5 protein-coding genes and 1 pseudogene are annotated in these 5,721 nt (G+C 62.6%); 2 read left to right on the forward strand and 4 right to left on the reverse strand.

The genetic code is table 11. The features are described 5' to 3' along the window. Positions 1 to 112 precede the first annotated feature (112 nt). Positions 113 to 1,093, reverse strand: a pseudogene (locus HV675_RS31775) (zinc-dependent alcohol dehydrogenase family protein); the annotation flags it as partial. Positions 1,094 to 1,617: 524 nt separating this feature from the next. On the opposite strand from HV675_RS31775, the gene HV675_RS31780 reads away from it, so the two are divergent. Beyond that, positions 1,618 to 2,538 carry an SET domain-containing protein gene (locus HV675_RS31780; RefSeq protein ID WP_175115424.1) on the forward strand — a complete coding sequence of 307 codons (921 nt, stop codon included), beginning with the start codon at positions 1,618 to 1,620 and terminating at the stop codon, positions 2,536 to 2,538. Positions 2,539 to 2,777: 239 nt separating this feature from the next. Here HV675_RS31780 and HV675_RS31785 read toward each other — a convergent pair whose 3' ends face one another. Both HV675_RS31785 and HV675_RS31790 read right to left on the reverse strand, forming a co-directional pair. Further along, positions 2,778 to 3,140 (reverse strand): HrpB1 family type III secretion system apparatus protein, encoded by a 363-nt coding sequence (locus tag HV675_RS31785; RefSeq protein ID WP_175115425.1) that lies wholly within the window; start codon positions 3,138 to 3,140, stop codon positions 2,778 to 2,780. Positions 3,141 to 3,159: 19 nt separating this feature from the next. Next, a complete protein-coding gene (locus tag HV675_RS31790) occupies positions 3,160 to 3,468 on the reverse strand; it encodes a hypothetical protein (RefSeq protein ID WP_175115426.1) in 309 nt (102 codons plus the stop codon). A 378-nt stretch (positions 3,469 to 3,846) separates the two neighbouring features. Between HV675_RS31790 and HV675_RS31795 the strand changes: the two genes are divergently transcribed. After that, complete coding sequence (locus HV675_RS31795) at positions 3,847 to 4,701, forward strand: formyltransferase family protein (RefSeq protein ID WP_175115427.1); 855 nt, start codon at positions 3,847 to 3,849, stop codon at positions 4,699 to 4,701. Positions 4,702 to 4,960: 259 nt separating this feature from the next. On the opposite strand, the gene HV675_RS31800 is transcribed toward HV675_RS31795, so the two are convergent. Next, on the reverse strand, positions 4,961 to 5,721 hold a 761-nt coding region (locus HV675_RS31800; protein WP_175115428.1), incomplete at its 5' end, for a hypothetical protein.

Raw genomic sequence — 5,721 nt, forward strand, 5'->3', positions numbered from 1 at the left:
GGCGCCGGCGTGCACGCTGCTGGTGTATGTCGACGATGCGACGAGCCGGCTGATGGCGCTGCATTTCACGGCGACCGAATCGACCTTCAGCTACTTCGAAGTGACCCGGACCTATCTGGAGTACCGCGGCGCCGACGAGCCTGCCGGCACGCAGGTCATCAAGTGCCCGATTCGCGTCCGCAAGCGGATAGCGGGTCACCACCACGTCGATCTGAAATTCGGCGGCGATCTTCATGAAGGCCGTCCCGTCCGCTCGGGTGAGATTGGCAACCGACACAATCCGCCGCTCTCCCCACAGATCGGCATAAGGAAATGAGGGGATATCGCTCATATGGATGCCCCCACAAACGACGATACCGCCCTTCGACGTCGCGCGCAGCGCTGCCGGAACGAGCGCGCCCACCGGTGCGAAGATCAGCGCCGCATCGAGCGCCGAGGGCGCGGTTTCGTCGCTGCCCCCGGCCCACGTCGCGCCGAGATGCAGCGCTAGCCGCTGAGCGGCGACATCCCCCGGACGCGTAAAGGCATAAACGGTCCTCCCCTGATGAACCGCCACCTGCGCGATGATGTGCGCGGCCGCGCCGAAGCCGTAAATACCGATGGTCCGTGCGTCGCCCGCCATTCCAAGGGTGCGGTAGCCGATCAGTCCCGCACACAGCAGGGGTGCTGCTTCTGCATCGTCGTATCGCCGTGGTAAATGCAGGCAGTAATCGCTTTTTGCGAGCACGCGTTGCGCGTATCCGCCATCAATCGTATAGCCGGTAAAGCCTGGGTCATCGCAAAGGTTCTCGCGACCCGACATGCAATAGCGACAGCGACGACAGGTGCTGCCGAGCCATGGCACGCCTACCCGCTCGCCTATGCTGACCTCGCTAACGCCGGTACCCAGTGCCGCAACGGTGCCGACAATTTCATGGCCGGGAATCAGCGGATGCTTCGGATGCTTCAATTCGCCGTCGATGACATGCAGATCAGTACGGCATACGCCGCAAGCCCGCACGTCCAGGAGAATTTCCCCGACGCCCGGTTCGGGATCCGGCAGGTCCCGCTCCTTCAGCACCGGATCGGCTCCATCGAATACCATCGCCCTCATATCGCACCTCCTTCACAGTCGCGCAGGACGGCAAGGTCCTGGCAAGCCGACCTCATTGTGATCGCTTCGCCACCACGAAAACACCCAGGCGGCTCGGCCAGACACGGTGGCAGTGTCGACATCGAGCGCCGGCGAGTCGAGCCCCCCGGACTGGGTACGGCAGCAGTCAAAAGCCGAACACGGAACATTGCGGCGTGGCAATTGCTCCGGGCTGAGTCCGAAACGCGCCACGATTGAACCATGCCGCATACGTGTCCGGGTCAGGCATCGGAGCCGCGTCGCTATCTGCGTCATTTATTCGCAAGATTGCGCGCGCCAGCATGTCAGTTGCCTAGCATGCGATTTCACTTGCCATAGGCAGGCGCAGCGACCGAACGTCACGTCTTACTCTGGAACGTATGCCCGGAATACAAGAAAAGCTTCTGAAGCTCTCCTCTTCAGGTCTTGAGGATGAACACGTCAGAGAAATAATCTCCGAAGAGTTCAGATCTCTAAAAGCGTCGAGAAGCCGGCGGAACCTATGTATGTCCCTCCCTGTGCTCGCACGGCAAGTCAATGATGCCTGCCAGCTTCTGTTACCGGACCGCGTCAGGAAAGCAGCCGAGCGCGGGGAATGGCCGCAGTCGTACCAGCGTACTGAACCGCCCACTGACTTGCTTGAAAGCGGTGAATCACAAAGTGCCGCGCAGGCGCTCAATCAGGAGAATGCCGAGGCGCGACAAGTGCTGCTGTATCAATTGGCCATGCAGTCGTTAGAAGATGAACTGAACGCCATCATTGAGATGATCGGCCCTTATCGACGATCCTATTCCGCGCTTTCAAATGGTTACTATCCGCTAGTCGATCTTGATGGTCAGGACATTCCGGTCCGCCTTGATGCAACGGTGGACGCCGTGTTGAGTCACGCTGTAGCGCCATTTCTCGATCCGCGATTGACACCAGCTGAACGTTCGTATCTATACGACAGAAACCTCGCCGTCACGACTATTATGTCCGGACATCTCACTAGCGAATTCGAGAGAACGTTGCTGGGGCAAGCCGGCGTTATCGCAAACAGGTTCATCGACCCCGGGACATGTCTGGGCGTTTATGGTGGCGTTCTTCTGGAAAAAAATCATAGTGTCAGGCCGTTTGACAACAGATTCATTTTCTGCGTAGACGGCAAAGGGAATGAAGATCGTTACATTGACGGTGAAAATATTTTGAGTCTGATAAACACCGCTTTTACGTATGACACGAAAGGGGCAATTATCGGCTCTGCTGATGAGCAGACCTATAATGTGATGTCAAAACCGGTGCGCTGCATTTTACCTGATGGTGATGAGCTCACGATGCCAGCATACTTTTCGAAACGCGCCATCCCGCCTGGAACCGAATTGCGTGTCGATTATTCTTATCGGCAAACGGATGTCGTCCAGGCCATGCCCTCGACCGCCTTGGACTAAAGCATAGGCCGCGCGCCGCGCTGCTGCCGCTCAGGCACGGCCACGCAACGGAAGTCTTTAGCGGGAAGTTTTTAGCGCGGTTCATTCGCCTACGTTGCGCTCTCAAACCTGTTTCTCTCAGCGAGCGGCTGGCTCTTTCTTCCCCCGCAGCAGGCCCGCCTGCTGTTGATTGTCGAGCCGCGCCACAGGTCGTACTGGCACTGGGCTGGCCGCCGTGATGGCCTGCTGAAGCGCTCCACTCACGCCGCCGAACGCCCAAGCAATTGCCGCATCGAGTCGCGCACATACGGGTCCGCGCTGTCCTCGTACGCAACTGCGTATCCGTGCCACGTCGGGTCGCCGAGCACGCGCAGGCAGAGCGCTTTGAGTTCGGGACAGCGCTCGTCCGGCAGGCCGTTGACCATCTGCCACGCGTCGTGTGGACGGCCGCGCTGGATCGCGATCATCACCGGAAAAGCGAGAATATCCCGCGTCTCCGGATGAGCGGCGTACAGGTGTTCGAGCCGCATCTCGGCTTCATCGAGTTGCGTGGCCTTGATGCAATCGACGACCATCCGCGCGAGGCGCGCCGCGTCGCCATTCATGGTGGCAAGTGCTTGCATGGTTCGCTCTCAATGTGCGCTACGCGGACTGCGAGTCGTCGCCTGAAGCGGCCGGCTCGTCGTTCGGCAGCATCGCGTGCACCGCCGCGACGCCGCCCTCCATGATCGTCGTTGCGGCAAGTCCCTCGGGGGTCAGCGTCTCCGCGCCTTCGTCCGCCTTGAACGCCCCTTTGACGGCGCCGCCCACCCCGCTCGCCATTTCCTTCGGGTTGAGATCGATCAATCCCTTGCCGGCTTGCGCGACGCCTTCCACCACATGCGCGGCGCCTTCGACGACATCCTTGCAGGCGTTGCCGACATCTTTGAATATGCTTCCGATCAGGCTCATGCGTGCTTCTCCCAGTCGATCAACGATTCGTCCGTTATCCCGGACACCAGACGAAAGCGGATGCTTGCCGTCCTGTGAACCCAATCTATCGAAGCGGACATGCGCGTTGCCCGCACGCCGCGAAGTCCGTCTGCAAAACGCGAATCACCCGTGCGCCACGCACCCGTGGCGAATCTTGACGTGTCAGGTTTCGACAGTCTGCAGAACGCAACAACGCCGCACGCAACCCACGACGAAGGACAGCCCGCGCCATTCGCGCATTCGCGGTTTCCAACCGAACTTCCGGCCCGACCTCCGGGTCTGCGCGTCTTCTCCGTAGCCTTGCAACGCGGCAGGCGTGCGCCTGTGCGCCCTTCTCTTCACTAACGGGAAAACATCATGCGCTTTGCTTTCGCAGGCTTCGACCGGTGGCGCGGCGTCTTCGACGCCTTCGTCGACGCGGGCTGGGAACCCGTCGCGCTTTATACCGTGCCCGTCGACAACCGGATCGACTTCAACAGCGAACTCGTCGGCATCGCGCAGCGCATGCGAATCCCGATACAGTTGTCGCGCCTCGGCGAGGCGGATATGCGGGCGCTCGCGCAGCAGCAATGCGATGCGTTGATCGTGGCCGGTTATATGTGGCGCATTCCGGACTGGCAGCCCCATCTGCGCTACGCCGCCAATTTCCATCCGGCGCCGTTGCCCGAGGGGCGCGGTCCGTATCCGTTGATCCAGGCCGTGCTCGAGGATCGCCGCGAATGGGGCGTCAGCTGTCACCGGATTTCCCCCGAGTTCGATACCGGCGAAGTGCTTGCATCCGATCGCTTTCCGCTCGATCTGCACGAATGCCACGAAACGCTGCAGTTGAAACTGCAAATGTCCGCGCGGCGACTGGCGGCGCGCGTCGCCGCTGATTTCGAACCGCTGTGGAGCGATGCCGGCGCGCAGGCGCACGGCAGCTACTGGCCGCGTATCACGGATGCCGCGCGCACCATCGACTTCGCGCAGCCTGTCGATCACGCGATGCGGATCGTGCGCGCATGCGGGCTCTTCGAATGCATTGCGCCGCTGCACGGCAAGAAGGTGTTCGTGCGACGCGCCGCCGCGTGGCGGGAGCCGCATGCGTTCGAGCCGGGCCAGGTCGTGCATCAATACCGCCGCTGGACCGTCGTCGCGGCAGCCGACGGCTTTGTCGCGCTGATCGAATGGAGTCCGCTCACGGAAGACCTGCGCGCGCATATCGGACCTTGAATCCGGACGCAGCTGCGGGCGCATTGTCCGGTACGGCGTGAACGGCCTGGCGGCCGGCACGCCTTTTCCCCTTTTCCCGGTCGCACACAAACATGCGGCAGGTAGGGCAAACGCAAAGCGCGCGGCGATGCAACAGGCTGCACACCTGTCGCATCGCCGCGCGCGTGGACCGCTCAGACCGGTCTGCCGGCCACGCGACGCCGGCAAAGCCAGCATCGCGCTACTCGTCGGGCCATTGGCGTTGTTCGCGCTTTTCGTATTACGCCACGCCGCTCGCGTTCAGCCCGCCTTGTGCGGCCCACTGGAAGTTGCCGACACCCGACTTGCCGTCCGCGCCGCCCACGTCGTGCGTTTCGATCTGGTTATAGACGCTCGGGTTCTGCAGCATGTAGTTCGCTGCTTGCGACACGGCCGGCGGCGTGTTGCCGTTGGTGTTCTGCGAGAGCTTGTACAAGTCGTCGGTCGTCAGCGAACCTTTGCCGTTCGCGTTCATGTACGACGCGAGCGTACCCGACGCGCTTTGCGTATTCATCTGCCCGGCGCCCGAAGTCGCGCCGGCGTACGGCGGCGGCGCGCTGCCCGCGGGCGGCGTCGCACTGTACGGCGGCGGTGCACTGCCCGCACCCGGCGCCCCGCTCGAATACGGCGGCGGCGGCGTGGACGGCGTGCTGCCCGCGCCCGGCGTATTGCCGGCCGCGCCGAGCCCGCCTTGCGCAGCCCACTGGAAGTTGCCGACGCCCGACTTGCCGTCCGCGCCGCCCACGTCGTGCGTTTCGATCTGCTTGTACACGCTCGGGTTCTGCAGCATATAGTTCGCCGCTTGCGACACAGCCGGCGGCGTGTTGCCGTTGGTGTTCTGCGAGAGCTTGTACAGGTCGTCGGTCGTCAGCGAACCCTTGCCGTTCGCGCTCATGTACGACGCGAGCGTGCCTGACGCGCTTTGCGCGGTCATCGGCTGTCCACCGGCGGGCGTCGCCGCGGCGCCGCCTGCGCCCGGCGCCCCGCTGCTGTACGCCGGCG

Origin of the sequence: Paraburkholderia solisilvae, assembly GCF_902859875.1 — a bacterium.
Classification (GTDB): domain Bacteria; phylum Pseudomonadota; class Gammaproteobacteria; order Burkholderiales; family Burkholderiaceae; genus Paraburkholderia; species Paraburkholderia solisilvae.